Genomic DNA, 25,184 nt, shown 5'->3' with positions numbered 1-25,184 from the left:
GACCGGACCGCTCGCGGTCGCCGGGTTCCTGACCCTTCAAGGGCACCTTCGCCTCAGCCGGTTGGCGGCAGATTCACCACGTACAAGGGGTTGCCACCGTTCATCAGCTGTCTCTAGGGTGCGGCAACAACGCAGCTTTCTGGACCAGGTCCGAAAGTTTCGGTCCAGTGGACGGCCGTGGACGTGCCGTCCCGTACTCAAGGAGCGCATGATGGGCGACCCGGGACTGTCCCGCCGCGGCTTCCTCGCGGCCTCCGCCGCGGCCGGTCTGGGCATGACGGCACTGAGCGGTTGCGGCGGCGACTCGGACGGAGGGTCGTCGGACGGGACGACCACCGTGGAGTGGTGGAACATCTCCACCACCGAGCCGACGAAGGGCGTCTGGGCGGCGCTGGCCAAGAAGTTCGAGGCCCAGAACCCCAAGGTGAAGATAAAGATCGTCCAGCTGGAGAACGACGCCTACAAGTCCAAGATGACGGCGCTGACCGCCTCCGGGAAGCTGCCTGACATCTTCCACACCTGGGGCGGTGGGGTCCTGAAGCAGCAGGTCGACGCCGGGCTCGTCGAGGACCTGACGGACCGCACGAAAGATTTCGCCGACGGCCTGCTGCCGGTCGCGAAGGAGCCGTACCTGCTCGACGAGAAGGTGTACGGCATTCCGTTCGACATGGGCATGATCGGCTTCTGGTACAACAAGGCGCTCTTCAAGGACGCGGGCATCACCGAGCCGCCGACCACCTGGAGCGGCTTCCTCGACGCCGTGCGCGAGTTGAAGGGCAAGGGCACCACCCCGCTCGCCCTGGCGGGCAAGGAGAAGTGGCCCGGCATGTACTACTGGGCCTACCTGGCGATGCGCACCGCCGGTGCCTCGGCCCTGCAGAAGGCCTACGACGACAAGGACTTCACCGGCGACGCCTTCGTCGAGGCCGGACAGCACCTCCAGGAGCTCGTCGACCTCCAGCCGTTCCAGAAGGGCTTCCTCGGCGCCGCCTACTCCACGCCCACGGGCCAGGCCGCGGCCGTCGGCAACGGCAAGGCGGCGATGGAGCTCATGGGCCAGTGGGCGCCCGTCGTCCAGGCGGACGCCGGCAAGGGCCTCGGTGACGACCTCGGCTTCTTCCCGTTCCCCGCGGTCGAGGGCGGCAAGGGCGCGATCACCGAGGTGTTCGGCGGGGGCGGCGGACACGCCCTGCGCAGTGGCGCCCCGCAGGCCGCCGTCGACTTCCTCAAGTTCTTCGCCTCGGAGGCCACCGACCGGGAACTGGTCGCGAAGACCGGCGTCCTCCCGGTCGTGCCGGCGGCCGAGAGCGCCATCAAGGACCCCAACATCAAGGCCGTACAGGCCCAGTTGAAGGCCGCCACCGGCTTCCAGCTCTATCTCGACCAGGCCTACGCGCCCGCCGTCGGCCAGGAGGTCAACGACAGCGTGGCCGCGCTCATCGCCGGGTCCAAGTCTCCCCAGCAGGTCAGCGAGTCGATCACGAAGACCGCCAAGGAAGAGCAGTAGCCGGCGATGACCTCCACGTTCCTGCCGTACGCCGACAAGCAGCCCGGCCCCGGCGTCGACCTCCCGCCCCCGTCCGCCGGCGCCTCCCGGGGGCGGGCCCGGCGGCGCGCGCTGCACTGGCTCACCGCGGTCGGATTCCAGGTGCCCGCCCTCCTGCTCTTCCTCGTCCTGGTCCTGCTGCCGATCCTGTTCGCGCTGTACGCCGCCTTCTTCCGCTGGGGCGGTTTCGGCATGCCGTCCGACTACATCGGCACCGACAACTTCACCCGGCTCTTCCAGGACCCCGTCTTCCTCGGTGCCATGTGGCGGTGCTTGGTGCTGGTCGTGCTGTCGCTCGCCGTCCAGCTGCCGTTCGCGCTCGCCATGGCCGTACTGCTCAACCAGAAGGTGCGCGGCCGGGCGGTGTACCGGATGCTGTTCTTCGCGCCGTACGTGCTGTCCGAGGCCATCACGGGCGTGCTGTTCAGCATGATCTTCGCGCCCTGCGACGGCCTCGCCGACCAGCTCCTGGGCTCCGTCGGACTGGAGGGGCTGGGCGGCGAGTGGTTCGCCGACCCGTCGATGGTCATGGCGACACTGTTCCTGGTCATGACGTGGAAGTACTTCGGCTTCCACATGATGCTGTACCTCGCCGGACTCCAGGCCGTGCCCCGGGAGTTGACCGAGGCCGCGCTGATCGACGGCGCCGGGCCCTGGCAGCGCTTCCGCAGCGTCACCTTGCCGCTGCTCGCGCCGACCCTGCGGATCAGCGTGTTCCTGTCCGTCATCGGGGCGATCCAGCTCTTCGACCTGGTCTGGGTGACTACTGCGGGAGGCCCGGACCACCACTCCGAGACCATGGCCGTGACCATGTTCCAGTACGGCTTCAAGCGCTACCAGGTCGGCTACGCCAGCGCGATCAGCGTGGTCATGTTCGGCATCAGCCTCGTCTTCGCCCTCGCCTACCAGCGGTTCGTGCTCCGCCGCGACCTGGAAGGGGCCACCACGACGATGAGGGGAGACGGCAAGTGAGCGCCAAGTCCCGCAGGAACACCCTGCCCCTGCACGTGATCCTTGTCGCCGTCGGCGCCGTCATGGTCGTACCGCTGCTTTACGCCGTCCTCTCCGGCTTCAAGTCCACCGACGAGCTCTCCCGCAACCCGGTCGGGCTGCCCGAATCATGGGTGACCTCCAACTACACCGGGATCCTGGGCTCGACGGACTTCTGGCGGCTGGTCGGCAACAGCACGCTGATCGCGGTGGGCACGACCGTCCTGGTCGTCGCGGTCTCCGCGCTGTCGGCCTTCTCCTTCGCCCGGTTCGCCTTCCGCGGCCGGGAGGCGCTGTTCACGCTCTTCACGATGGGGCTGATGTTCCCCTTCGCGGTCGCCGCCCTGCCGTTGTTCCTGCTGCTGCGCTCCCTCGGCCTCCTGGACAACCCGCTCGGCGTGATCCTCCCGCAGGCGGCCTTCGGACTGCCGATGACGATCATCATCCTGCGGGGCTTCTTCCGTCAGATCCCCGGCGAGCTGGAGGAGGCGGCCACGCTCGACGGGTGCAGCTCGTTCGGGTTCTTCTGGCGGGTGCTGCTGCCGATGGCGCGGCCCGCGCTCGGCACCGTCTCCGTCCTCGCGGTCGTCACCAGCTGGAACAACTTCTTCCTGCCGCTGCTGGTGTTCACCGAGGACACCTGGTGGACCATCCCGATCGGCGTGCAGCAGTTCCAGGGCCAGTACTCCGCGGAGTACGCCCGGGTCTTCGCCTACCTGGTGCTGGCCATGGTCCCCGCCCTCGCCTTCTACTCGGTCGCCGAGCGCCAGCTCGTCGGCGGCCTCACCGCCGGCGCCACCAAGGGATGACGCGCGCAGGCGGACGTACGGCTCACCCCACATCCGAAACGTGAGGAGTCGCACCATGCGCAAGACGACCGTCCGGCTCAGACTCTGCGGGGCCCTCGCGACCGTACTGGTCGCGGCCGGGATCGCCACCGGCCCGGCCGCCCAGGCGGGCGAAGAGCCCCCGACCCTCGCCGAACTCGCCCAGCGGCACGGCCGCTACTACGGCAGCGCCACCGACAACCCCGAACTCACCGACGAGCCCTACAAGGCGATCCTCGGCAGCGAGTTCGACATGATCACCCCCGGCAACGGCATGAAGTGGTACGCCACCGAACCCCAGCAGGGCGTCTTCGACTTCTCCCAGGGCGACGAGATCGTGAACCTCGCCCGCACCCACCACCAGCGGGTGCGCGGCCACACCCTGGTCTGGCACAGCCAGTTGCCCGGCTGGCTCACCGACCGCGAGTGGACGGCGAGCGAGCTGAGGGCCGTACTGAAGAAGCACATCCAGACCGAGGTGCGGCACTACCGCGGCAAGGTCTACGCCTGGGACGTCGTCAACGAGGCGTTCAACGAGGACGGCACCTACCGCGAGACGATCTTCTACAAGACGCTCGGCCCCGGCTACATCGCCGACGCCCTGCGCTGGGCCCACCAGGCCGACCCGAAGGCCAAGCTCTACCTCAACGACTACAACGTCGAGGCGATCGGCCCGAAGAGCGACGCCTACTACAAGCTGGCCAAGGAGCTCAAGGCCCAAGGCGTCCCGCTGCACGGCTTCGGCCTCCAGGCCCATCTGGCGCTCCAGTACGGCTATCCGGCCACGCTGGAGGACAACCTCCGCCGCTTCTCCCGCCTCGGCCTCGACACGGCGCTCACCGAGGTCGACGTACGGATGCTGCTGCCCGCCACCGAGGAGAAGCTGGCCCAGCAGGCCGACTGGTACCGGGACATGACCGAGGCGTGCCTGGCGGTGCGCCGGTGCGTGGGCATCACCGTCTGGGACTACACGGACAAGTACTCCTGGATCCCGGCGTTCTTCCCCGGCGAGGGCGCCGCGCTGCCGTGGGACGAGGAACTGCGGCCGAAGCCGGCGTACTACGCGATACGGGAGGCGCTGATGTAGGCCGGGAGGCAGGCCGCCACTGTCCCGGGCGTCGGTACGAGGGTCGCCCGGGGCAGTCGGCCGGACACACGGACGGCTACGCTGAGTGATCGCCCCCGGACGCACGTCGGGGCCGGCTCGCAGTCAGGTCTGCGACCGGCCCCCTGGAAGTACGCCGGGCGTGGCGTCGATCCGCCCGGTGGTGCCTCTCCGGCGTGATCCGCCGGCAGGCGTTATGCGGCGGTTACCACCTTGCCGGTGCCCAGCGGTCGGTGCGGGGCGATGATCTGGCCGTCCGGCAGGAGCTCACCGGTGTCCTCGAAGAGCAGAACACCGTTGCACAGCAGGCTCCATCCCTGCTCCGGGTGGTGCGCCATGAGACGGGCGGATTCCCGGTCGGCGGAGTCGGCTGAGGGGCACGGTGGCTGGTGCTGGCACATGGATGGGATCTTTCGCTCTGTCGTGATGTGTGAGATGGCTGTCGTGTCTGTTTCGCGGCGTGAAGCCTCATGTGAAGCCTCGTTCATGGCCGCCCCCCGTTGATAGGTCGGTCGGAACCCAGTGTTGCCCCACGGGCGTCAATCCGCAGGGATTTCGCAGCACCGCTTTCTCACAGGTTGATGACGCATCCCGCACACGGACGGTTCATCCCAACTGCACGGTCACTTCGGGTGGTTCGCCGTGGTCGGATGGGGCTAGTCCGGGCGGACCGGGGGCTTTGAGGGGCTCGTTCGAGCGCATTGTCGCTCGCGCGAGCGAAACCTTCCTCGCAGGCGCGCCTTTTCGCGCTCAGGCGAGTGCTTTCCTGCTCGTACGAGTAATGCACCGTGTGCTTTACGGCTCGTACGCGCCTGTTTCCTGTTGTCCGATACGAGCCTAATCCCGCCGCCGGACAGTCGCGTACCCCGCCGCCCGGACGGGGGCGGCGGGGTACGGGGGTGCTCGCGCCGTGCGCTGTTTTTCAGGCGGGTGAGCCGAGCAGTGGAGGCAGGGGCGGCAGCGGGGGCAGCGGAGCCGGGGTCGCCCGATGGGTGAGCACCGGGAGCAGTTCGCCGACCCGGTGCGGCCGATGGGACGCGATGCCGGGCGGGGCCGGGGCCAGGGGGACGAGGAGGTCCGCGGCGTCGGGGTGGCCCACGGCGCCGTCCGCGGTGCAGTCGCCGTGCAGCCAGAGGGTGAGCATGTAGAGGCCGGGGAACGACAGCAGGCGCGGCTGGTAGGGCTGCTGGAACGTGTCCGCCTGGCGCAGCGCGCGCTCCGTGGACGCGATGTAGGGGCCCTCGAAGAAGTGCGAGAAGGCCCAGCCGTCGGGGGTCAGCCGGGTTTCGGCGGCGGCCACCGCGCGGTCGCCGCAGCGGATCAGGAAGCGCCAGCCGGCCAGCCGGGTCGCGGCCACGCCTGCCGGGGTGATCTCGTCCACGACGTGGACGGGCAGCGGGAGTTCGGGTGTGGCGGGGCCCTGGGCGGCACGCAGGGACGGAGTTCGGGCCTCGCGGACCGCGGTGGGCGAACCGAGCGCGGTGAGGACGGAGCGAAGGGCGGGCGCGGGAGCCGGGGGAACATGCAGCGGCATGGTGGGTCGCCTCTCATTCGACAGGCACGGTGGCGCGAGGGCGGGGCGGGGGCGGACGGCGCTGTCTGCTCACGGAGGTCAGAGAGGCGAGGGCCGGGGTCAGGGAGCGCGAGGGGGATGGGTGAGGCCTGCCGTACGTCACCTGGACGGCAGGTCCTGGGACCGCGGGCGCCAACTCTCTGCCTTGATTGCGGAGTTTATACGACGAGTGTTCAGACGGTGTTTCATCTAACCGTTTTCGGTGTACTCGACAAGGGTACATTCGGCCGGTGATATGCGGGAATCATCCCGATTCCCGGCCGGTCATACAGCGGTGACCTCGATAAATGCCCCAGTTGCGGTCGGCCAATTCTCGTCGGCGTTTTTCACGAGTTCGTGAGCCACCCGAAACTGCACCGTGCCGCATGCCCGGTGAATGTGCCGCCGGTCATGCGCGACAGCCTAGCGGGCGCCGGACCCGCGCGGGACGTTATCGATCGCTTCGGCTGGGCATCATCCCACCTGACCCGGGAGACCGGCGGCCGGCTCTTCGGCCCGCCCATCCGAGGAGGGAAGCTTCGATGGGGGAGAAGGTCGTGGCAGGTCGGTTCGATCTGTCCGATCGCCAGCGCTACCGCGAGAAGCTGCGGCAGTGCCTGACGGGCCTGGAGCGGCTGCTGGCGGAGAAGCGGTTCGACCGCCCCAAGAACCTCATGGGGCTGGAGATCGAATTGAACATCGCCGGCGCCGACGGCTTGCCGAAAATGCTGAATGCTCAGGTGCTGGAGCGGATCGCGAGCCGGGATTTCCAAACAGAACTCGCCATGTTCAATCTGGAAGTAAACATAGCCCCACATCGATTGCAGGGGCGGGTATTCGACCGGCTCGCCGAGGAACTCCGTACCTCGCTGGCATATGCCGACCGAAAAGCGGGTGAGCTCGACGCGGGAATCGTGATGATCGGCATTCTGCCGACCCTCGACCGGGACGACCTGGTCTCCTCGAACCTCTCCGACGTCGACCGCTACGCCCTGCTCAACGACCAGATCGTGGCCGCCCGCGGCGAGGACTTCACGCTCGACATCGACGGCGTCGAACACCTGAGGTGCTCGTCGAAGTCCATCGCCCCCGAGGCCGCCTGCACCTCCGTGCAGCTGCACCTCCAGGTCACCCCGGCCCGTTTCGCCGACGTGTGGAACGCGGCCCAGGCGGTCGCCGCCGCCCAGGTCGCCGTGGGCGCCAACTCGCCGTTCCTCTTCGGACGCGAGCTGTGGCGCGAGTCCCGACCGCCCCTGTTCCAGCAGTCCACCGACACCCGCCCGCCCGAGCTCCAGGCCCAGGGGGTACGGCCGCGCACCTGGTTCGGGGAGCGCTGGGTCTCCTCGGCGTACGAGCTCTTCGAGGAGAACCTGCGCTACTTCCCGGCCCTGCTGCCGATCTGCGACGACGAGGAACCGCTCGAGGTCCTCGACGCCGGCGGCGTACCGACGCTCGCCGAGCTCGTCCTGCACAACGGCACCGTGTACCGCTGGAACCGCCCGGTCTACGGCATCGCCGACGGCGTCCCGCACCTGCGCGTGGAGAACCGCGTGCTGCCCGCCGGGCCCACCATCACGGACGTCATCGCCAACGCGGCCTTCTACTACGGCATGGTCCGCGCCCTCGCCGAGGAGTCGCGGCCCGTGTGGACCCGGATGCCCTTCGACGTGGCGGCCGCCAACTTCGACGCGGCGTGCAAGCACGGCATCGACGCGCGGCTGCGCTGGCCCCGGCGGGGGCGGTACGGCGGCACGACCGAGGTCGACGCGGTGAGCCTCGTACGCGACGAACTGCTGCCGCTCGCCGAGGCCGGCCTGGACGCGTGGGGGGTCGAGCCGGCCGACCGGGACCTCTACCTGGGCGTCATCGAGGAGCGGTGCCGGCGCCGGATGAACGGGGCGTCCTGGCAGGCGGCCACCTTCCACCGGGCACTGGAGGCGGGCATGAGCCGGGAGGCGGCGCTGGCGGCCACGACCCGGCGGTACCGCGAGCTGATGCATCGCGGGGATCCGGTGCACACGTGGCCCGTGGGGTTACTGGAGCCGGTGCTGCTGGGATGACGGCGGGAGGCCGATTCGGGGGCTGAGGCCGTGACGGACCGCCGGGCCGCGTCGTGGTGGTTGGTCGCCGTGGCGGACCGCCGGACCGCGCCGTGGTGGTTGGTCGCCGTGGCGGCGGATGCCAGACAACCGGGCGATGGGGAAGCGTGTCACCGGGGTGCGCGGAAGACGGGGGCGCTGCTGCCCGCTCCATACTGATCGGGCAAGCTGTGACGTCCCATGACGGTGGGGCCCATCCCCGGTGCCCTGCTGAACCTCGCGCCGGAACCGGCCGTATGGCAGGCAAGGGTAAGGGGGTTTACGCAACTGGAGGCAGGTGTGCAGGGCGAGGCAGGCCCCGTGGCCGGTTCTTTTCCGTACGAGCGGCCCTCGCGACGGATCTTCCGTGACGAGACGCTGCTCGTCTTGGCGCTTTCGCTCGGTGCGAGTGGTGTGTCCGCCCTGATCAGTTTTGTTGGATCGGTCACCAAACCGGGGGGCCTCAAGGACCAGGCCGCCACCCTCAACGCCTCGGCCGCACCGGGCCGCCCCTGGCTGGATCTCGCCTGGCAGCTCTTCGGGATCACCACCGCGCTGGTGCCCGTCGCGCTCGTCGCACACTTCCTGCTGCGGGAGGGAGCGAGTCTGCGCATGCTCGGGTTCGACCGCACCCGGCCCTGGCCCGACCTCGGCCGTGGCGCGGCGATCGCGGCCGTGATCGGCAGCACCGGGATCGCCTTCTACCTGGCCGCCCGGGGGCTCGGCTTCAACCTCACCGTCGTGCCCGAGGCGCTGCCCGCGGTGTGGTGGAAGTACCCGGTACTGATCCTGTCGGCCCTGCAGAACGCGATCCTCGAAGAGGTCATCGTCGTCGGCTATCTGCTGCGCCGCCTGGGCCAGTTGGGCTGGACGCCCGGCACCGCGCTGGTGGCCAGCTCCGTACTGCGCGGCTCGTACCACCTCTACCAGGGCATCGGCGGGTTCATCGGCAACATGGCGATGGGCGTGGTGTTCGTGTACCTCTACCGTCGCTGGGGCCGCGTGGGCCCGCTGGTCGTCGCGCATTCCCTGCTCGACATAGGGGCGTTCGTCGGGTACGCGCTGCTGGCCGGGAAGGTGGGGTGGCTGCCGACGGCGTGAGCAGGCCGGGCGCGTGAGCCTGATCGAGGGGGCGTACGACGGTCTCGTGCGCCCCCTTTGGTATCCCGTCGGCCGGACAAGGCCTAGGCGATCAGCTCCCCTTCGATGACGGTCACCGCGCGGCCGCTCAGCAGGGTGCGGTCGCCGCGGAGTTCCGTGCGGACGCGGCCGGAGCGCGGGGAGGCCTGCAGGCCGGTGAGCTCGGCCCTGCCGAGGCGCTCGGACCAGAACGGGGCGAGGGCGGTGTGGGCGCTGCCGGTGACCGGGTCCTCGTCGATGCCGACGTTCGGGAAGAAGCACCGGGAGACGAAGTCGTAGCCCAGGGCGGGGTTCTCGGCGCGGGCGGTGGCGATGATGCCGCGCGCGGAGTAGGCGGCGAGCGCCTTGTGGTCGGGCCTGAGGGCATGGATCGTCTTCTCGTCGGCGAGTTCGAGGATCAGGTCGCCGACGTTCGGGCCGGTGTCGAAGGCCGCACGCGGCTCGGTGCCGAGGGCCTGCGCGACCCCGTCCGGGACGTCGACCGGGGTGAGCGGGGCCGTGGGGAAGTCCAGGGTGATCGAGCCGTCCTGCTGCGGCGTGGCGATGAGGACGCCGCTGCGGGTGGCGAACCGCACCGGGCCCTCGTGCGCGCCCGTGCCGTGCAGGACGTGGGCGGTGGCGAGCGTGGCGTGGCCGCACATCGCGACCTCGGTGGCCGGTGTGAACCAGCGCAGCGCCCAGTCGGCCTCGCCGCCCTCGGGCAGGCGGTGGGCGAAGGCCGTCTCGGCGTGGTTGACCTCCAGGGCCACGTTCTGCAGCCAGTTGTCGTCGGGGAAGGCGTCGAGGAGAACGACCCCGGCCGGGTTCCCGGCGAAGGGGCGGTCCGTGAAGGCGTCGACGATTCGGATACGCATGGCCCGACGCTAGAGGTTCCGCCCAGGCCCCTGCCAAGGCCAATTCGCCGCTGCTGGACCTACTTGGGGGAGGGAGGGCGGGGGTGGGTGGTCCCCTCGATGCCGCGTCATGGAGGGCGGGGGTGGGTGGTCCCCTCAATGCCGCGTCATGGAGGGCGTCGGTGGCAGTCCCACAACGCCGCGCATCGGCAGCGTGGTCGATCGCGGCGGCGACCTCGTGAGCGGTGTGGGTGGGCCGGTAGGAGTCCTCTGTCCAGGACCGTCCGTCCGACACCCGCACATTGCGAAGCCCGCGCGCACAGGCGCCGGCGATGTCGGCGTGCGGTGAATCGCCGATGACCCACGCGCCCCGCAGGGGGACTTCGACGTGCGGAAGATCTCCGGCTCGGGCTTCTTGTGGCCGATGGCCTCGGAGACGACCCAATCCTGGACGAGCCGGTCGAGCCCGGTCCGTCGGCCCTTGCCGAGCGAACTGTTCCGATATATCGTTGAAGCATCGCGACAGATCAACGATGGAATGGAGTGTTTGCGATGCGTTCCCATGGATTCGAGCGTGGACACGGTGGGCACGGTCACCACGGCCGAGGTGGCTTCGAGGGACTTCGGGCCGCTTTCGGACCCTTCGGGCCGGGCGGCCCCGGCTTCGGTGGGCCCGGATTCGGGCCCGGCCCCTGGGGGCCGAGGGGGCGGGGTGGACCGCGAGGGAGGGCGCGGCGAGGTGACGTACGCGCCTCGATCCTCGCCCTGCTGAAGGACCGCCCCATGCACGGCTACGAGATGATCCAGGAGATCGCCGAGCGCAGCGGCGGGGCGTGGAAGCCCAGCCCCGGCTCGGTGTACCCCACCCTCCAGTTGCTGGAGGACGAGGGTCTGATCGCCAGCGAGACCGAGGGCGGCAAGAAGCTGTTCTCGCTCACCGAATCGGGCCGCGAGGCGGCCGACGTCGGGCCCGAGGCGCCCTGGGAGGAAGCCTCCCGCGGTGTCGACTGGGAGGCCCTGGGTGAGATCCGCCAGGCCGGCTTCGGTCTGATGGAGGCGTTCGGGCAGGTCTGGAAGACGGGCAGCAAGGAGCAGCGCGAGAAGGCGCTCGCCGTCATCAACGACGCCCGAAAGAAGCTGTATCTGATCCTCGCTGACGAAGGCTGACGCCGACGAGGGCTGAGCAGTGTCGGCGGCCTCCCCGCCGTGAGTGAAGGCGCCCCGTGGAGTGATTCGCGGGGCGCCTTCACTGTGCGTGGTACGGGTGCCGGTGTGCGGCGGGGAAGGTGTCGCTGTGCGGCGGGGAGGATGTCGGTGCGCGGTGGTGAGGTGCTGGTGTGTGCCGCGGGTGCTCAGGTCACCAACCCGGCCAGCTTGCGCAGCGACTCGTTCAGTGCCGCCGTCGCCGAGTCCTTGAGCCTGCCCGCCATCAACGACACCGCCGCGCCCGTGAACTCGCCGTCGATGCGCACGCCCGTGGCGCCGTCGCCGTCCGGCGTGAGGGTGTAGCGCGTGGCCACATTCACTGCCATCGGCCCCTTGCCGCGAATGGCCAGCACCCGCGCCGGCTCCAGTTCCTCGATGGTCCACTCGACCTCGGCCGGGAACCCCATGAGCTTCATGTTCTCCTGGAAGGTCCCGCCCACTTCGAGAACCGCGGGGCCGCCGCTCGGGAAGCTGGTGTGGGTGGCGTTCCACTGTCCGTACGCCGACCAGTCCGTCAGTTGAGTCCAGACCTTCTCGGCCGGGGCCTCGATGCGTGCCTCCGCGCTGACTTCGGCCATGCGACCACCCCTTCGTCTCGGGCTACGGTGTCGCGGAACGTAGCCGGGGAGCCTGGAACATTCAATACTGATGAACTGTCAGAAAGTGTGGAGACGTTCGGGTCGGTCGACCGCCTGGTCCCACCGCCTCGTCCCACCGCCTCGTCCCACCGGCCTCTCCCGGTCGCTCAGCCCACCAGCCGTATCACCGCCGCGTCGAACAGATCCCACGCGCGCGGGAGCGCGCTCTCCTCGTGGCAGTGCCACGCCTCCCAGAACAGGTCGGCGAGCAGGGCGTCCTCCGGGGCGTACACCCGGTAGACGTACTGTCTGCCGTCGACGGCCGGCAGCGCCACCAGCCAGCACCTGCTCTCCATGTCCCTGTGGGACGTGCGACGGAGCGCCATGGTTGCGTACGAGGCGCATGGCAAGGGGGCGCGCGCCCCTCCGGGGCTTTCGGCGTGATCTCATCCGTAAGGAGGAGATCGCGGCCTCCCGAGTCCACTCTGTGTGGGACGCGAAAATGCTTCCTCCCGGGGATGACCTGGCGCGACGTGGCTGATGGGGTAGGGATGTGCAACCCCGTATTTCCCGGCAGTCCGACCAGGAACAGGACTGCCGGCGCCCGGACGCCGCGGCGGACGATGCCAGGCTCAGTGACGAGCTGGCAGCGGTGATCGCCGGTGCCCGCCGCCGGGCGGTCAGGGACGGGGACCGGCAGATCGACACGGCCCATCTGCTGCACTCGCTGCTGGAACACGACCCGGACGTGTACGCCGCCTTCGGTGAAGGACCGCAGATCGCCCGCCTGCTCGGCTATCTCGTCCAGCGCACCATCGGCTACGGCCTGCGCTGGCAGGGCGCCGTCGAGGACTCCGGAGCCGTACCCGTGGTGATGGACGGTGAGGGCTTCTCCCCGCTGGCCGCGAGTGCCATGGAGCACACCCGCCGACGCGCCGCCCTGCGCGGCGACGCCCAGGCCCGCGGCATCGACCTCCTCGCGGCGATCGTGACGGACCCACAGGCGCGCGCCGTCGAGGTGCTCGCCCGCGCCGGCATCGACGCGAACGCGCTGCGCACCCGGATCGACGAGCGGAGGGACGAGTACGTCAGCGGCGACGCCGCCCGTTAGCCGGCGAACCGGCGCCGGCCCTTCCCTGCACCATCGCCGAACCGGCGCGCCAGCCATTCCGCGCGCCATTGCCGTACCGGCGCGTCGGCTATTCCCCAAGCCACTGCCGTACCGGCGCGTGGCTATTCCCCACGCCACTGCCGTACCGGCGCGTGGCTATTCCCCACGCCACTGCCGACCCCCAACATCGCCGAACCCGCGCGCAAGCCGTACCCCCACCACCGCCGAACCCGCACGCGAGCCGCTCCCCCCACCCCCGAGCGCCCCCACCTCGTCCACTCGGTGAGACAGGTGTCATCGGGGATGACGCTCCTGTCAACGCCTGTCATCATGTGCGGGTGCGTATCTCTGGGAGCAGTCAGGCCGGCCGTGGCAAGGGCGTCGGGCTCGGTCTGGCGATCGGGTCCGCGGTCGCCTTCGGAGGTTCCGGCGTCGCGGCCAAGCCGTTGATCGAGGCGGGGCTCGACCCGCTCCATGTGGTGTGGCTGCGCGTGGCCGGTGCCGCCCTGGTGATGCTGCCGCTCGCCGTGCGCCACCGTGCCCTGCTGCGCAGCCGACCCGCGCTGCTCGCCGGGTTCGGCCTGCTCGGCGTGGCCGGCGTGCAGGCCTGCTACTTCGCGGCGATATCCCGGATCCCGGTCGGGGTCGCGCTGCTCGTCGAGTACTTCGCGCCCGCGCTCGTCCTCGGATGGGTGCGGTTCGTGCAGCGGCGGCCGGTGACGCGCGCCGCCGCGCTCGGCGTGGTCCTCGCGGTCGGCGGTCTCGCCTGCGTCGTCGAGGTCTGGTCGGGCCTGAGCTTCGACGCCCTCGGACTGCTCCTCGCGCTCGGCGCGGCCTGCTGCCAGGTCGGCTACTTCGTCCTGTCCGACCAGGGCAGCGACTCCGGCGCGGCGGCACCCGACCCGCTCGGCGTCATCGCGTACGGCCTGCTCGTCGGTGCCGCCGTCCTGACCGTCGTGGCCCGCCCCTGGAGCATGGACTGGTCGGTCCTCGCGGACACCGCGGACATGAACGGCACCCCGGTCGCGGCAGCAGTGCTGCTGGCCTGGATCGTGCTCGTCGCGACGGTCGTCGCCTACGCCACCGGCGTGCTCTCCGTGCGCCGGCTCTCGCCCCAGGTCGCCGGAGTCGTGGCCTGCCTCGAAGCGGTCATCGCCACCGTCCTCGCCTGGTTCCTGCTCGGCGAGCACCTCTCGGCGCCGCAGATCATCGGCGGCGCGGTCGTCCTGGTGGGCGCCTTCATCGCGCAGTCGTCGGCGCCGGCCAAGAGCCCGGCCGAGCCGGTGGCGAGCGGCGGGCCGGAAAGGGAGTTGTCCGCCCGGGGAAACGTCGCCTAGGGTCGGTGATCATGCCTTCGACACTCGTTCTTCCGCCTCCGGCCGCCTGAGGCGGGCCCTCCGGAAGCCAAGCCCCGGTGCCTGACGGGAACTGAACCCCGCGCACCGCCGGGCGCAACGGTGCTGCCCGCAGAAGAAGTCCACGGACCCCGCTCATCCGGGGCTCCTCCAGAACTTCCGCGCACTCGCGCATCTGCGGAGAACAACTCGTGTCGAACACTGTCTCCGGCCTGCCCATCGGGCGAGGCCTCCTCTATCTGATCGTCGCCGGTGCCGCCTGGGGCACCGCGGGCGCGGCCGCCTCCCTGGTCTACCGGACCAGTGACATGGGGCCGGTCGCCCTCTCCTTCTGGCGCTGCGCCGTCGGCTTCGTGCTGCTGCTCGCCGTCCACCTCCTGCGTCCGCGTGCGCGGACCGCTTCCGTATTCGAGCCCCTCGGTCGCAAGGCGCTGCGGGCCGTCGCCACGGGCATCGGGCTCGCGGTGTTCCAGACGGCCTACTTCGCGTCCGTGGACGCCACCGGACTCGCCGTGGGCACCGTCGTCACCCTCGGCGCCGGTCCCGTGTTCATCGCGGTCGGCGCCCGGCTCACCTTGGGGGAGCGGCTCGGCCGCGGCGGCGTCGCGGCCGTGGCCGGTGCGCTCACCGGCCTCGCCGTGCTCGCGCTCGGCGGCGGGGGCGCGACCGTACGGCCGTGGGGCGTGCTGCTCGCCCTGGTGTCCGCGGCCGCGTACTCCGTCATGACCCTGCTGACCCGCAAGTGGGGCCGCGACGGCGGGGCCGACGCCGCCGGCACGTCCCTGTGGGCCTTCGCCGTCACCAGCCTGTGCCTGCTGCCGTTCGCCCTCGCCGAGGGACTCGTGCCGCACACCGCCGACCCGGTCCGACTCGGCTGGCTGCTGGCGTACATCGCGGCCGTGCCCACGGCCCTCGCGTACGCCCTCTACTTCGCGGGCGCGGCCGCCGTACGGTCGGCCACCGTGTCCGTGATCATGCTGCTGGAGCCGGTCGGCGCGGCGGTGCTCGCCGTCGTCCTGCTCGGCGAACACCTGACGGCGCCGACCCTCGCCGGGACCCTGCTCATGCTCGGGTCGGTCGCGGGTCTCGCGGTGGCGGAGACACGCGGGGCGAGGCGGGAGCCGCTGCCGGCGTGATGCCGAGGGGGCCCTGCACCGCACGGGTGGAGGGCCCCGTCGCTCACCCTCCGCGTCGGCGCAGCAGGTGCTCGCGGGCCGCCGCGTCGCGTGGACCGCTCCGCGCCACCAGATGGGCCGCGATCCTGTCCTTGACCTCCTCGGTCCGGTGATTCGCGTACTTGAACTTGGCGCGTACGCCGGTCACTTCGAGCCGCACCCCACGCAGCCCGGACAACATGCGGCCGTACGGCACCTCACCCACGGCGACCCGTGCCGAGCCGCCCTCCGGCTGGAAGTGGCCGACCTGGCGGTTGAGCAGTTCGGCCTTCTCGGCGGGGTCGTCCACGACATGGGCCCGGCACCGGAGTTGGACCGCGGCGTAGAAGCTGGTCGGTGTGCCGTGCTCGGGCGGGTCCTCCGGTGCCGCCTGCCAGGGGCCGGGCACGTACACGTAGTCGTCGACCACGCTCAGGACGACCTCGGGGTTCGCGAGCAGCGCGGGCCACATCGGGTTGGGACGGGCCAGGTGCGTGAGGACCTCGCCGCGCTCGGCGTCGTACACGAAGTGCAGCGGCTGGGCGTACGGCGGCTCGCCGTCCAGGCCGTTGACGACGAGCTGCCCGAAGTCGTGGGCGGCCAGCCACTGCTGCCACTCCGGGTCCGCATGGGGCGCGTCCCAGGGGTGGATCAGCATCACAGGGCTCCCAGGTAGCCGGGGAGCTCGGTGCCGGGGGCCAGGTCCGGGTCGCCGACCGGTGCCTCATAGCCCTTGCGCAGCGGGACCACGCCGGCCCAGTGGGGCAGGGCGAGGTCCTCGGGCTCGTCGTTGACGCCGCCGGTGCGGAGCTTGGCGGAGACCTCGTTCAGGTCGAGGCGGATCACGGCGGTGGCGGCGAGCTCCTTCTTGTTGGCGGGGCGGGAGTCGGCCGACCGGCCGGGCACCACATGGTCGACCAGGGCGTCGAGGGCGACCCGCTTCTCCTCGGGGTCCGTCACGTCGTACGCGATTCCGTGCACGACCACCGACCGGTAGTTGATCGAGTGGTGGAAGGCCGAGCGCGCCAGGATCAGCGCGTCGACATGCGTGACCGTCAGGCACACCGGCAGCCCCGGGTCGGCCTGGCCGGTCATCCGCAGAGGCCGTGAGCCCGTCGAGCCGTGGACGTAGAGCGTCTCGCCGACCCGGCAGAACAGCGTGGGCAGCACGACCGGCGCGCCGTCGCGCACGAAGCCGAGATGGCAGACGTAGGCCTCGTCGAGTATCGCGTGCACCAGTTCCTTGTCGTACGACGCGCGGCCCGCGGAGCGGGTGGGGACGGTGCGGTCGGTCGGCGTGTAGGTGGTGGCGGGCGGCGACGACGGCTGCTGGGTCCCCTGCATTGCGCTCTCCCTTGCGAAATATATTGCACTAGTGCATAATCGTGTTTGTGCTAGGAGGATATCGGATCGAAGGGCGACGCGCAGCCGAGATTGCGTCGAGCGTCGAGCGCGCGGTGGGCACCGGGGAGCTGGAACCGGGGCAACTGCTGCCGCCCATGCGGGAGTTGGCGGTCGAGCTCGGCGTGAACCCCAATACGGTCGCCGCCGCGTACCGCACCCTGCGTGAGCGCGGGGTGATCGAGACCGCGGGCCGCCGGGGCAGCCGGGTGCGGCCCAGGCCGGCCACGACCGGGCGCGAGTACGTCCGGGTCAACGTGCCCGAGGGCGTGACCGACGTGGCGAGCGGCAACCCCGACCCGGCGCTGCTGCCTTCCCTGGCGAAGGCCTTCGCCGCCGCGGCCGAGCAGGCGGACCGGGAACCGGTGCTGTACGGGGAGGATCCCGTGGAGCCGGAGCTCGCGCGGATCGCGCGGGCCGAACTGGACGCGGACGGGGTGCCGCTGGGCCCCCTGGCCGTCGCCTCAGGCTCCCTCGACGCCATCGAGCGCGTCCTGGCGGCCCACCTCAAGCCGGGCGACACCGTCGCCGTCGAGGACCCCGGCTGGGGCAGTCTCCTCGACCTGATCCCGGCCCTCGGGCTGCGCACGGCTCCAGTCGCCGTCGACGACGAGGGCCCACTGCCGGACGATGTACGGCGGGCCCTCGACGCCGGGGCCCGCGCCCTGATCGTCACCGACCGGGCCCAGAACCCCACCGGCGCCGCGGTGACGGCCACGCGTGCACGTGCCCTGCGTTCCGTGCTCCGCGAGCACCCCGACATCCTCCTGATCGAGGACGACCACGGCCACGGCATCGTCGACCTGCCCCTGCACCCCCTGTCCGGCACCACCCGCACCTGGGCCTTCGTCCGCTCGGTCGCCAAGGCCTACGGCCCGGACCTGCGGCTCGCCGTGCTCACCGGGGACGACGTCACGGTGGACCGGGTGCGCGGGCGGCAGCGGCTCGGGGCCGGGTGGGTCAGCCGGTTGGTGCAGCGGGCCGTGGTGCGGCTGTGGAGCGACGGCGGGCACGACCCGAGGGCGGTGGGGGCGGCGTACGGCAGACGCCGTGACTTGCTGATCGACGCGCTTGCCGAGCGGGGGATCGAGGCGCACGGGCGTAGCGGCCTGAACGTCTGGATCCCCGTACCCGACGAAACGGGAGCCGTGGCCCGACTCCTCCACGCCGGCTGGGCGGTGGCCCCCGGGGCCCGCTTCCGGTCGAGCGCGCCGCCCGGGATCAGGATCACCATCTCGACACTCACCGAGGAGCAGGCCGTCCCGCTGGCAGACGCGGTGGCAACGGCGCTGGGCCCAGCACCGACGAGGAGTTACGTATAGCCACGGGTGCCCGCAGTTGCCCTAAGGGGGCGCGGGGAACTGCGCGACCAGCCACATCGGTCCCGCAGTCGCCGACAATCCCCGCGCCCCTCCCCGTCAGGCGACCCGCTTCACCTGAGTAAGCGCAGCCCCCGCAAGAACGATCACCGCCCCCACCGGCGTCGACCAGCTCAACGACTCACCCAGCAGCGCGACCCCCGCGGCCGTCGCGATGACCGGAATGAAGTACGTGACCATCTGGGCCGTAGTCGGCCCGACTTCAGCGACCAGACCGTACTGAAGCAGCACGGCCAGCCCCGTCCCGAGCGCACCCAACGCCACGACCGCCAGCAACGGCAGCACCGGGAAGCGATCCGGAACCGAGGTGAACAGCGGCGTCACGACAGCCAGTTGCGCCGTGGCCAACAGCAACTGCGCCCCGGTCAGCGACAGATGCGACTCACTCGACCCGGCAAGCGTCCGCCGGACGTATATCCACCCGATGGGATAGCTCAAGGAGGCCAGCAGCGCCATCGCCGTACCGGTGGCGTCCAGGCCCGCGAACCCCTGCCACGCACCCAGCACCGTCAGCACCCCGAGGAACCCGATCCCGAGCCCGGCGACCCTGACCCGCGTCGGCCGGTCCTCCGACAGTGCGACCAGGGACAGGGTCATCCCCCACAGCGGCGAGGTCGCGTTGCAGATCCCCGCGAGCGTGGACGGGATCGTCAGCTCGGAGTACGCGAACAACGAGAACGGCAGCGCGTTCAGCAGAAACGCGGCGACAGCCAGATGCCCCCACGTCCGAGCCCCGCGGGGAAGCCGCTCCCCCTTCGCCACCATCGCCACCGCCAGTACGGCCGTACCGAACACCAGTCGCCCGAGCGTGACCTGGAACGGGGCGTACCCATCCGTGCCCACCTTGATGAGCAGGAAGCTGAAGCCCCAGATCAGGGAGAGCGCGGCGAAGCGCAGGCGCCAGTCGAAACGGGTGCGAGGACGTGGACGAGGCGCGGCTTCGGTCGGGACACGAGAGGCGGTGACGGTGGTCATGGCAGCAACGATGACGCAGACGATCTCGTAGCACAATCGAGATTTCGCGCACGATATCTCGTAGCATTGCTTACATGTTGAACCTGGAGCGCCTGCGCACCCTCGACGCCCTCGCCCGCCACGGCTCGGTCAGCGGCGCCGCCGAAGGGCTGCACATCACGACGTCCGCCGTCTCGCAGCAGATGTCCAAGCTGGAGCGCGAGGTCGGCCAGCAGCTCCTCGCCAAGAACGGCCGCGGTGTGCGGCTCACCGACGCGGGCCGGCTGCTCGCCGACCATGCCGCGCGCATCCTGTCGCAGGTCGAGCTGGCCCAGTCCGACCTGGAGGCGCAGCGCGGGCAAGTGGTCGGTGAGCTGCGGCTGGCCGCGTTCCCGACGGCCATGCGAGGCCTGTTCCCCTCCGCGCTCGCCGCGCTGCGGGCAGGCCATCCGGGGTTGCGCCTGCGGTCGCGAGAGCTGGAGCCCGAGCAGGGAGTGGACGCCGTGATCCGCGGCGACGCCGACCTGGCCGTCGTCCTGGACTGGTACAACAAGCCGCTGCCCATGCCGGAAGGGCTGGCCAAGGCGCCGATCCTCGACGATCGCGTGGAGATCGCGATGCCCGAGGGACACCCGCTCGCCGACCGGCGCGAGGTCGACCTGGAGGACTTCGCGTGCGACGAGTGGGTCGCCTGGCCCGAGGGCGCGTTCTGTCACGAATGGCTGCTCTACACGTTGCGCACCAAGGGCATCGAGCCCCGCATCGCCCATTGCGCCGAGGAGCACCACACCCAACTCGCGCTGGTCGCGGCCGGGTTGGGCGTCTGTGTGGCGCCCCGGCTGGGCCGCGACCCGATGCCGCTCGGGGTGCGGGCCGTGCCCGTGCGGCACCGGGTCCACCGGTACGTCTACGCGGTGTGGCGCGCGGACGCCGACCGCCGCCCGTCGATCCGGGCGGCGGTGGAGGCTCTGCAGGCGGCGGCCGCGAAGGCCGGTTGACGTTCCCCCGCAGCGCTCCCGCTACAGCGACCCCAGCTTCCGGAAGTCCCAGGACACGACCTTCTCCGGCGTCAGCCGCACCCACGCGTGCCGGCCGTCGTGCGGCATCTCGTCGATGCCGAAGTTCTTGCGGGCGAACAGCGTCTCGGGTACGTCGAGTTCGGCCCGCAGCTCGCCGACGCGCGGTATCTCGCCCACGAACTCGACGGTGCCGGACAGCTCGACGCCGCGCAGCTGCTCGTACTCCTCACCCGTGTCGATCACGATCGCGACCCGCGGGTCGCGGCGCAGATCGGTCCACCGCTTGCTGCGGACGACCGAGTACAGCCACAGCGAGGTGCCGTCCCAGGCGAACCACAGGGCGCTGACATGCGGGAACCCATCGGCGGACACCGTGGCGACCCGGCAGGTGCGCTGCGTGGTGAGGAACTCGTCCAGCTCACCGGGCGTCATCATGATCTTCCGGCCCCGGCGCTGAGTGACGGTCATGCGGCCCCCTCTTCTCTCACGTCGTGCCAGAGGAGAGATCCTCTGACATCACGTCAGAAAAGGATGGGTCGTCTTCCGTCACCGCGCAATGGTGGTTCCGTCCACACGTCATGGCGGTTCCGTCCTCACGTGATGATGGCTACGCTCGCCCGCCCATGCCGCCGTCGGTCACAGGGGGAACCGTGCCGTCGTACGCAGAGCTCAGCGAACTCCTCGACCCCGCGACCACCGTCCTGCTCACCGTCGAGTGTCAGCGGGGCGTCGTCGGACCGGACAGCGCGCTGCCCGAACTCGCCAAGGAGGCACGGGAGTCGGGCGCCCTCGCCAACGTGGCACGGCTGGTCGCCGCGGCTCACGAGAGCGGGGTCCAGGTGATCCACGCGATCGCCGAACGCCGCCCCGACGGTCGCGGCGCCAATCGCAACGCCCGCCTCTTCCGCGCCGCCGAGCGGCTCCCCGTCCAGCAGCTGTCCGGCACCGAGGCGGTGTGCGTGGCGGCGCCGATCGAGGTCGCCGAGGAGGATCTGGTCGTACGGCGACTGCACGGCTTGTCGCCCGTCCAGGGCACCGATGTCGACGCGCTGCTGCGCAACCTGGGCTGCCGCACGCTCGTGATCGCCGGTGTCTCGGCCAACGTGGCCGTCCCCAACGCGGTGTTCGACGCCGTCAACCGCGGTTACACGGCTGTCGTGCCCTCGGACGCCATCGCGGGGGTGCCGTCCGACTACACTCCCGCGATGATCCGCAACACCCTCGCATTGGTCGCCACGGTCGCGACCACGGACGAGGTGCTGGACGGCTTCGGGCGTGAGCGCAGCGTCAGGCGAGCGTGATCGAGTCGCCCGACACGCTGATCTGCTTGGCCTCCAGCGGCTCGGTGGCAGGCCCCTTCTTCACGCTGCCGTCCAGGACGGAGAACTGGCTGTTGTGGCAGGCGCAGGTGATGGTGTCACCCGCCAGGTCGGTCATCGGGCATTTCCGATGGGTGCAGATCGTCGAGAAGGCCTTGTACTCGCCCGCCGTCGGCTGCGACACCACCACCTTCTCGTCGCTGAAGACCTTGCCGCTGCCCTCCGGGATGTCGCTGGTCTTCGCGAGCGCCGCCCCGCCGGCACCGGACGAGCCGCCCGCTTCGGTGGTCGCGCCGGCGCCGGCGCCCTGTTCGGTGGAGGAGCCGGACGCGTCGTCGTCCGACCCGCATGCGGTCAGCGCAACGGCGAGCCCCGCCGCGCCGACCGCCGCCACGACGGTACGGCGACTGGGATTCGACATCGGCTGAACTGATTCGCTGGTCATGCTGACGTTCCTTCCCGTCATTCGTGATCTGTCGAGAGGTACGGTCCGTGAGGACCTGCTGTTCAGACGTTGTCGAAATCCTGACCCGGTCCGGCGCAGACGCGGGTAAAGCGGAGCTGTCGGTTCCCTGTCCGTAGCTGTCGGTCTGCTGTCGGCGCAAACGCATCGCCGCCCGCCCGGGCCGTCCCGGCCCCCCGCCCCTGCGCCAGTAACCTGGGGCGATGCTCAAGGAAGTCATCGCGACCCGCTACATCACGCCCCTGCGTGAGGGCGGCTCGCTGCCGGGGCTCGTCGAGGCCGACGACTTCGGGACGTACGTCATGAAGTTCACCGGCGCCGGACAGGGCCGCAAGACGCTGGTCGCCGAGGTCGTCTGCGGTGAACTCGCCCGCAGGCTGGGGCTCAGGGTGCCCCGGCTGGTGACGGTGGAGCTCGACCCGGTGCTGGGCCTCGGCGAACCCGACCAGCAGGTGCAGGAGCTGCTCAGGTCCAGCGGCGGCACTAACCTCGGCATGGACTTCCTCTCCGGCGCCCTCGGTTTCGACCCCCTCGCCTTCCGGGTGAGCGCCGAAGAGGCCGGCCGTATTGTCTGGTTCGACGCGCTGGTGAACAACGTCGACCGGTCCTGGCGCAACCCCAACCTGCTGATGTGGCAGGGCGAGCTGTGGCTCATCGACCACGGCGCGACCATGATCTGGCACCACAACTGGCCCGGCGCGCAAGGATCGGCGGCCCGCCCCTACGACGCCTCCGACCACGCCCTCGCCTCCTTCACGCCGGATGTGCGGGCCGCCGCTGCCGAGTTGGCGCCGCTGGTCACCGAGGAACTGCTGGCCGAGGTGACCGCCGAGATCCCCGACGCCTGGCTGGCCGGCGAGCCCGGCTTCGACACCGCGGACGACCTCAGGCGGGCGTACACGACGCCGCTGCTGGCACGGGCGGCCACCGTCCATGAGCGCGTCACCGGAATCGAGGGAAGCAAGTGAGCGAGCGCCACATTCACATGGCCGGCCATGTGGTCGAACGCCACATCATCCGGGGCGGCGAGTCGAGCGACCGGGACGTCTTCGAGTACGCCCTCCTGCGCGTCGTGCCCCGCGTCGAACGCGGCGAGTGCATCAACGCGGGCGTACTGGTGTACTGCCGGGCCCGGGGCTACGTGGGTGCCCGCACCCACCTGGACGAGGCGCGGCTGCTCGCCCTCGACCCGGACGCGGACGTGGTCGGCATCCGGGCCGCCCTCGGGGCCGTCGAGCGCGTCTGCGGCGGCAGCGAGGCGGCGGGGCAGGCTTCCGGCGACGACGCCGGGCGGCGCTTCCGCTGGCTGATCGCGCCCCGTTCGACGGTCGTCCAGCCGGGGCCCGTGCACACCGGGCTCACCTCCGATCCGGCGGCCGAGACGGAACGGCTGCTCGATCGGTTGGTGAAGTGACGGATCAGGTAATGGATCACATGCGTGCGGTGGCCGTTGACACCGCGTGCCAGGACTTCTAGCGTCACGTCCATCGAAGGTACTAAGCGGTCGCTCACCCGAGGAGAGTCACTGATGTCCACCACTGAGCAGCGGGTCGCCGTAGTCACCGGCGGAGCGCGCGGCATCGGCGCCGCCACCGCCGTACGGCTGGCGGCCGAGGGCCGCGCGGTCGCCGTGATCGACCTTGACGAGGGCGCCTGCAAGGACACCGTGGAGAAGATCACCGCGGCGGGCGGCAAGGCGATCGCGGTCGGCTGCGACGTCTCCGACGAGGCGCAGGTCGAGGCGGCCGTCGCGCGGATCGCCGAGGAGCTCGGCGCCCCGACGATCCTGGTCAACAACGCGGGCGTGCTGCGCGACAACCTGCTGTTCAAGATGAGCGTCGCCGACTGGGACACTGTCATGAACGTGCACCTGCGCGGCGCCTTCCTGATGTCCAAGGCGTGTCAGAAGCACATGGTCGACGCGGGCTTCGGCCGTATCGTCAACCTCTCCTCGTCCTCCGCGCTCGGCAACCGCGGCCAGGTCAACTACTCCGCCGCCAAGGCGGGTCTGCAGGGCTTCACCAAGACCCTCGCCAAGGAGCTCGGCAAGTTCGGCATCACCGCCAACGCCGTCGCCCCCGGCTTCATCGCCACCGAGATGACCAAGGCCACCGCCGAGCGCGTCGGCATGGGCTTCGAGGACTTCAAGGCCGCGGCCGCCACCCAGATCCCGGTGGCCCGGGTCGGCGAGCCGGAGGACATCGCCAACGCGATCGCCTTCTTCACGAACGAGGCGGCCGGCTTCGTCTCCGGCCAGGTGCTGTACGTCGCCGGCGGACCGCTCGACTAGGGACCGGGGAGACACGGACATGACTGCACTGCCTGAACTCTCCGGCAAGGTCGCGCTCGTCACGGGCGCCAGCCGCGGCATCGGCTACGGCGTCGCCGAGGCGCTCGTCGCGCGCGGCGACCGCGTCGTCATCACCGGCCGGGGCGAGGACGCCCTCAAGGAGGCCGTCGAGCAGCTCGGCGCCGAGCGCGCCGTCTACGTGGCCGGCAAGGCGCACGACGAGGCCCACCAGACCCTCGCCGTGGAGCGTGCCATGGAGGCCTTCGGCCGGGTCGACTACCTGGTCAACAACGCCGGCACGAACCCGGTCTTCGGCCCGATCGCCGACCTCGACCTGAACGTGGCCCGCAAGGTCTTCGAGACCAACGTGATCTCGGCGCTCGGCTTCGCGCAGAAGACCTGGCACGCCTGGCAGAAGGACAACGGCGGCGCGATCGTCAACATCGCCTCCGTCGCGGGCATCGCGCCCTCGCCGTTCATCGCCGCCTACGGCGTCAGCAAGGCGGCGATGATCAACCTCACCCAGCAGATGGCGCACGAGTTCGCGCCCAAGGTGCGGGTCAACGCCATCGCCCCGGCCGTGGTGAAGACCAAGTTCGCGCAGGCCCTGTACGAGGGCCGGGAGGCGGAGGCCGCCGCGGCGTACCCGCTGGGCCGGCTCGGCGTGCCCTCCGACATCGGCGGCGCCGCCGCGTTCCTCACGTCGGACCAGTCCGACTGGGTCACCGGGCAGACGCTCGTCGTCGACGGCGGCATCTTCCTCAACGCCGGCGTCGGCTGACGCGCGGGACGGGACGCAGGACGACTCAAGGCACGGGCGCCGCTGGACACGAGCGGCGCCCGTGTCGACGTTTCGGGAGATCACCGGCCGTTGACAACGTAGT

Annotated in this window: 27 protein-coding genes and 1 pseudogene; 17 read left to right on the top strand and 11 right to left on the bottom strand. The window is 70.7% G+C overall.

Annotated features, from left to right (window positions below; all coding sequences use genetic code 11):
- Positions 1–211: 211 nt before the first annotated feature.
- The 4 genes from ACQEV2_RS06395 (at position 212) to ACQEV2_RS06380 (ending at position 4,450) form a co-directional block, all read left to right on the top strand.
- Positions 212–1,507: an extracellular solute-binding protein gene (locus ACQEV2_RS06395; protein WP_433054237.1), complete on the top strand. Its 1,296-nt coding sequence runs from the start codon at positions 212–214 to the stop codon at positions 1,505–1,507.
- 6 nt (positions 1,508–1,513) lie between these two features.
- On the top strand, positions 1,514–2,518 hold the full coding sequence (locus ACQEV2_RS06390) for a carbohydrate ABC transporter permease (RefSeq protein WP_433037461.1): 1,005 nt from the start codon (positions 1,514–1,516) through the stop codon (positions 2,516–2,518).
- A gap of 62 nt (positions 2,519–2,580) precedes the next feature.
- A complete protein-coding gene (locus ACQEV2_RS06385) occupies positions 2,581–3,345 on the top strand; it encodes a carbohydrate ABC transporter permease (protein WP_433054234.1) in 765 nt (254 codons plus the stop codon).
- A gap of 55 nt (positions 3,346–3,400) precedes the next feature.
- A complete protein-coding gene (locus tag ACQEV2_RS06380; protein WP_433037459.1) occupies positions 3,401–4,450 on the top strand; it encodes an endo-1,4-beta-xylanase in 1,050 nt (349 codons plus the stop codon).
- A gap of 212 nt (positions 4,451–4,662) precedes the next feature.
- On the opposite strand, the gene ACQEV2_RS06375 is transcribed toward ACQEV2_RS06380, so the two are convergent.
- Positions 4,663–4,869 (bottom strand): DUF5999 family protein, encoded by a 207-nt coding sequence (locus tag ACQEV2_RS06375; protein WP_433037456.1) that lies wholly within the window; start codon positions 4,867–4,869, stop codon positions 4,663–4,665.
- A gap of 521 nt (positions 4,870–5,390) precedes the next feature.
- Positions 5,391–6,002 carry a hypothetical protein gene (locus ACQEV2_RS06370; protein WP_433037454.1) on the bottom strand — a complete coding sequence of 204 codons (612 nt, stop codon included), beginning with the start codon at positions 6,000–6,002 and terminating at the stop codon, positions 5,391–5,393.
- A 560-nt stretch (positions 6,003–6,562) separates the two neighbouring features.
- Here ACQEV2_RS06370 and ACQEV2_RS06365 point away from each other — a divergent pair.
- Positions 6,563–8,080 (top strand): glutamate--cysteine ligase, encoded by a 1,518-nt coding sequence (locus tag ACQEV2_RS06365; protein WP_433037451.1) that lies wholly within the window; start codon positions 6,563–6,565, stop codon positions 8,078–8,080.
- A 318-nt stretch (positions 8,081–8,398) separates the two neighbouring features.
- The gene (locus ACQEV2_RS06360) at positions 8,399–9,199 is read left to right on the top strand and encodes a CPBP family intramembrane glutamic endopeptidase (RefSeq protein ID WP_433054231.1); all 801 of its coding nucleotides are present in this window, start codon (positions 8,399–8,401) and stop codon (positions 9,197–9,199) included.
- Between the two features lie 83 nt (positions 9,200–9,282).
- On the opposite strand, the gene ACQEV2_RS06355 is transcribed toward ACQEV2_RS06360, so the two are convergent.
- Both ACQEV2_RS06355 and ACQEV2_RS06350 read right to left on the bottom strand, forming a co-directional pair.
- The gene (locus ACQEV2_RS06355) at positions 9,283–10,092 is read right to left on the bottom strand and encodes a PhzF family phenazine biosynthesis protein (protein WP_433037450.1); all 810 of its coding nucleotides are present in this window, start codon (positions 10,090–10,092) and stop codon (positions 9,283–9,285) included.
- Positions 10,093–10,357: 265 nt separating this feature from the next.
- Positions 10,358–10,516, bottom strand: a pseudogene (locus ACQEV2_RS06350) (HAD hydrolase-like protein); the annotation flags it as partial.
- A 107-nt stretch (positions 10,517–10,623) separates the two neighbouring features.
- Here ACQEV2_RS06350 and ACQEV2_RS06345 point away from each other — a divergent pair.
- On the top strand, positions 10,624–11,238 hold the full coding sequence (locus tag ACQEV2_RS06345) for a PadR family transcriptional regulator (RefSeq protein ID WP_433037447.1): 615 nt from the start codon (positions 10,624–10,626) through the stop codon (positions 11,236–11,238).
- 185 nt (positions 11,239–11,423) lie between these two features.
- Here ACQEV2_RS06345 and ACQEV2_RS06340 read toward each other — a convergent pair whose 3' ends face one another.
- Positions 11,424–11,855, bottom strand: coding sequence for a type II toxin-antitoxin system Rv0910 family toxin (locus ACQEV2_RS06340; RefSeq protein WP_433037444.1), 432 nt, complete (start codon positions 11,853–11,855; stop codon positions 11,424–11,426).
- Positions 11,856–12,022: 167 nt separating this feature from the next.
- Complete coding sequence (locus ACQEV2_RS06335; RefSeq protein ID WP_398824626.1) at positions 12,023–12,211, bottom strand: hypothetical protein; 189 nt, start codon at positions 12,209–12,211, stop codon at positions 12,023–12,025.
- Between the two features lie 197 nt (positions 12,212–12,408).
- Here ACQEV2_RS06335 and ACQEV2_RS06330 point away from each other — a divergent pair, with 197 nt between their 5' ends.
- From ACQEV2_RS06330 to ACQEV2_RS06320, 3 genes are all read left to right on the top strand, one after another.
- Positions 12,409–12,966, top strand: coding sequence for a Clp protease N-terminal domain-containing protein (locus tag ACQEV2_RS06330; protein ID WP_433037442.1), 558 nt, complete (start codon positions 12,409–12,411; stop codon positions 12,964–12,966).
- A 332-nt stretch (positions 12,967–13,298) separates the two neighbouring features.
- The gene (locus ACQEV2_RS06325; RefSeq protein WP_433037439.1) at positions 13,299–14,303 is read left to right on the top strand and encodes an EamA family transporter; all 1,005 of its coding nucleotides are present in this window, start codon (positions 13,299–13,301) and stop codon (positions 14,301–14,303) included.
- Positions 14,304–14,512: 209 nt separating this feature from the next.
- Positions 14,513–15,457 (top strand): DMT family transporter, encoded by a 945-nt coding sequence (locus ACQEV2_RS06320; RefSeq protein WP_433037436.1) that lies wholly within the window; start codon positions 14,513–14,515, stop codon positions 15,455–15,457.
- Positions 15,458–15,500: 43 nt separating this feature from the next.
- Here the strand turns inward: ACQEV2_RS06320 and ACQEV2_RS06315 are convergent, their stop codons facing one another.
- The gene (locus ACQEV2_RS06315; protein ID WP_433037434.1) at positions 15,501–16,133 is read right to left on the bottom strand and encodes an FMN-binding negative transcriptional regulator; all 633 of its coding nucleotides are present in this window, start codon (positions 16,131–16,133) and stop codon (positions 15,501–15,503) included.
- Positions 16,133–16,819 (bottom strand): pyridoxamine 5'-phosphate oxidase family protein, encoded by a 687-nt coding sequence (locus ACQEV2_RS06310; protein ID WP_433037431.1) that lies wholly within the window; start codon positions 16,817–16,819, stop codon positions 16,133–16,135. Before ACQEV2_RS06310 ends, ACQEV2_RS06315 begins: the two co-directional genes overlap by 1 nt.
- 47 nt (positions 16,820–16,866) lie before the next feature.
- Here ACQEV2_RS06310 and ACQEV2_RS06305 point away from each other — a divergent pair, with 47 nt between their 5' ends.
- The gene (locus ACQEV2_RS06305) at positions 16,867–18,198 is read left to right on the top strand and encodes an aminotransferase class I/II-fold pyridoxal phosphate-dependent enzyme (protein ID WP_433037428.1); all 1,332 of its coding nucleotides are present in this window, start codon (positions 16,867–16,869) and stop codon (positions 18,196–18,198) included.
- A gap of 96 nt (positions 18,199–18,294) precedes the next feature.
- Here ACQEV2_RS06305 and ACQEV2_RS06300 read toward each other — a convergent pair whose 3' ends face one another.
- On the bottom strand, positions 18,295–19,230 hold the full coding sequence (locus ACQEV2_RS06300) for a DMT family transporter (protein WP_433037426.1): 936 nt from the start codon (positions 19,228–19,230) through the stop codon (positions 18,295–18,297).
- Positions 19,231–19,304: 74 nt separating this feature from the next.
- Here ACQEV2_RS06300 and ACQEV2_RS06295 point away from each other — a divergent pair, with 74 nt between their 5' ends.
- A complete protein-coding gene (locus ACQEV2_RS06295) occupies positions 19,305–20,207 on the top strand; it encodes a LysR family transcriptional regulator (protein WP_433037424.1) in 903 nt (300 codons plus the stop codon).
- Between the two features lie 21 nt (positions 20,208–20,228).
- Here ACQEV2_RS06295 and ACQEV2_RS06290 read toward each other — a convergent pair whose 3' ends face one another.
- Positions 20,229–20,696, bottom strand: coding sequence for a pyridoxamine 5'-phosphate oxidase family protein (locus ACQEV2_RS06290; RefSeq protein ID WP_433037422.1), 468 nt, complete (start codon positions 20,694–20,696; stop codon positions 20,229–20,231).
- A gap of 182 nt (positions 20,697–20,878) precedes the next feature.
- On the opposite strand from ACQEV2_RS06290, the gene ACQEV2_RS06285 reads away from it, so the two are divergent.
- Positions 20,879–21,529: a cysteine hydrolase gene (locus tag ACQEV2_RS06285; RefSeq protein WP_433037419.1), complete on the top strand. Its 651-nt coding sequence runs from the start codon at positions 20,879–20,881 to the stop codon at positions 21,527–21,529.
- On the opposite strand, the gene ACQEV2_RS06280 is transcribed toward ACQEV2_RS06285, so the two are convergent.
- Entirely contained in the window at positions 21,516–21,992 is a 477-nt protein-coding gene (locus ACQEV2_RS06280) for a Rieske (2Fe-2S) protein (RefSeq protein WP_433037417.1), read from the bottom strand. The genes ACQEV2_RS06285 and ACQEV2_RS06280 overlap by 14 nt on opposite strands.
- A 221-nt stretch (positions 21,993–22,213) precedes the next feature.
- Here ACQEV2_RS06280 and ACQEV2_RS06275 point away from each other — a divergent pair, with 221 nt between their 5' ends.
- The 4 genes from ACQEV2_RS06275 (at position 22,214) to ACQEV2_RS06260 (ending at position 25,081) form a co-directional block, all read left to right on the top strand.
- Positions 22,214–22,978, top strand: coding sequence for a HipA family kinase (locus ACQEV2_RS06275; RefSeq protein WP_433037414.1), 765 nt, complete (start codon positions 22,214–22,216; stop codon positions 22,976–22,978).
- Complete coding sequence (locus tag ACQEV2_RS06270; RefSeq protein ID WP_433037411.1) at positions 22,975–23,424, top strand: DUF3037 domain-containing protein; 450 nt, start codon at positions 22,975–22,977, stop codon at positions 23,422–23,424. Before ACQEV2_RS06275 ends, ACQEV2_RS06270 begins: the two co-directional genes overlap by 4 nt.
- 114 nt (positions 23,425–23,538) lie before the next feature.
- Complete coding sequence (fabG, locus tag ACQEV2_RS06265) at positions 23,539–24,300, top strand: 3-oxoacyl-ACP reductase FabG (RefSeq protein WP_433037409.1); 762 nt, start codon at positions 23,539–23,541, stop codon at positions 24,298–24,300.
- A 19-nt stretch (positions 24,301–24,319) separates the two neighbouring features.
- The gene (locus tag ACQEV2_RS06260) at positions 24,320–25,081 is read left to right on the top strand and encodes an SDR family oxidoreductase (RefSeq protein ID WP_433037407.1); all 762 of its coding nucleotides are present in this window, start codon (positions 24,320–24,322) and stop codon (positions 25,079–25,081) included.
- The last annotated feature ends 103 nt before the right edge of the window (positions 25,082–25,184 follow it).

The sequence above is a fragment of the Streptomyces sp. CA-251387 genome (genome assembly GCF_050936625.1).
Classification (GTDB): domain Bacteria; phylum Actinomycetota; class Actinomycetes; order Streptomycetales; family Streptomycetaceae; genus Streptomyces.
The sequence above is the reverse complement of the archived record's forward strand: the minus strand, read 5'-3'. Positions and strand labels throughout refer to the sequence as shown.

Coding starts and splice junctions, on each gene's coding strand:
- ACQEV2_RS06395 (WP_433054237.1), top strand. CDS start 212: ATGGGCGACCCGGGACTGTCCCGCCGCGGCTTCCTCGCGGCCTCCGCC.
- ACQEV2_RS06390 (WP_433037461.1), top strand. CDS start 1,514: ATGACCTCCACGTTCCTGCCGTACGCCGACAAGCAGCCCGGCCCCGGC.
- ACQEV2_RS06385 (WP_433054234.1), top strand. CDS start 2,581: ATGGTCGTACCGCTGCTTTACGCCGTCCTCTCCGGCTTCAAGTCCACC.
- ACQEV2_RS06380 (WP_433037459.1), top strand. CDS start 3,401: ATGCGCAAGACGACCGTCCGGCTCAGACTCTGCGGGGCCCTCGCGACC.
- ACQEV2_RS06375 (WP_433037456.1), bottom strand. CDS start 4,869: ATGTGCCAGCACCAGCCACCGTGCCCCTCAGCCGACTCCGCCGACCGG.
- ACQEV2_RS06370 (WP_433037454.1), bottom strand. CDS start 6,002: ATGCCGCTGCATGTTCCCCCGGCTCCCGCGCCCGCCCTTCGCTCCGTC.
- ACQEV2_RS06365 (WP_433037451.1), top strand. CDS start 6,563: ATGGGGGAGAAGGTCGTGGCAGGTCGGTTCGATCTGTCCGATCGCCAG.
- ACQEV2_RS06355 (WP_433037450.1), bottom strand. CDS start 10,092: ATGCGTATCCGAATCGTCGACGCCTTCACGGACCGCCCCTTCGCCGGG.
- ACQEV2_RS06345 (WP_433037447.1), top strand. CDS start 10,624: ATGCGTTCCCATGGATTCGAGCGTGGACACGGTGGGCACGGTCACCAC.
- ACQEV2_RS06340 (WP_433037444.1), bottom strand. CDS start 11,855: ATGGCCGAAGTCAGCGCGGAGGCACGCATCGAGGCCCCGGCCGAGAAG.
- ACQEV2_RS06335 (WP_398824626.1), bottom strand. CDS start 12,211: ATGGAGAGCAGGTGCTGGCTGGTGGCGCTGCCGGCCGTCGACGGCAGA.
- ACQEV2_RS06315 (WP_433037434.1), bottom strand. CDS start 16,133: ATGCTGATCCACCCCTGGGACGCGCCCCATGCGGACCCGGAGTGGCAG.
- ACQEV2_RS06310 (WP_433037431.1), bottom strand. CDS start 16,819: ATGCAGGGGACCCAGCAGCCGTCGTCGCCGCCCGCCACCACCTACACG.
- ACQEV2_RS06300 (WP_433037426.1), bottom strand. CDS start 19,230: ATGACCACCGTCACCGCCTCTCGTGTCCCGACCGAAGCCGCGCCTCGT.
- ACQEV2_RS06295 (WP_433037424.1), top strand. CDS start 19,305: ATGTTGAACCTGGAGCGCCTGCGCACCCTCGACGCCCTCGCCCGCCAC.
- ACQEV2_RS06290 (WP_433037422.1), bottom strand. CDS start 20,696: ATGACCGTCACTCAGCGCCGGGGCCGGAAGATCATGATGACGCCCGGT.
- ACQEV2_RS06280 (WP_433037417.1), bottom strand. CDS start 21,992: ATGACCAGCGAATCAGTTCAGCCGATGTCGAATCCCAGTCGCCGTACC.
- ACQEV2_RS06275 (WP_433037414.1), top strand. CDS start 22,214: ATGCTCAAGGAAGTCATCGCGACCCGCTACATCACGCCCCTGCGTGAG.
- fabG (WP_433037409.1), top strand. CDS start 23,539: ATGTCCACCACTGAGCAGCGGGTCGCCGTAGTCACCGGCGGAGCGCGC.
- ACQEV2_RS06260 (WP_433037407.1), top strand. CDS start 24,320: ATGACTGCACTGCCTGAACTCTCCGGCAAGGTCGCGCTCGTCACGGGC.